We start from the raw sequence: 257 nt of genomic DNA, 5'->3' as shown, positions 1-257 counted from the left end.
CATTATTACGGGGGATTTCAGCCGATGTTTGAAGCGGTAGAAGCAGCGAAACCAGGATTTTTATCTTTACCTGATGAAGGGATGAGCATTTCTTGGTTTGTTTCTACTATTGTATTAACAGCTCTCGGTTTCTATATGTGGCCCCATACATTTGCTTCTGCTTTCTCTGCAAAAAATGAAAAAGTATTTAGGAAAAACGCGGCGATCATGCCCCTTTATTCTTTAGTATTGCTTTTCGTATTCTTTGCAGGTTTTGC

The 257-nt window shown here is 39.3% G+C and carries 1 pseudogene; it reads left to right on the top strand.

Features of this window, described 5'->3' with window-relative positions:
* Positions 1–257: pseudogene (locus tag SB658_RS25460) on the top strand (sodium:solute symporter family protein); the annotation flags it as partial.

Origin of the sequence: Bacillus sp. SIMBA_008, from assembly GCF_046535495.1 — a bacterium.
Classification (GTDB): Bacteria; Bacillota; Bacilli; order Bacillales; family Bacillaceae; genus Bacillus; species Bacillus subtilis.
The sequence above is the reverse complement of the archived record's forward strand: the minus strand, read 5'-3'. Positions and strand labels throughout refer to the sequence as shown.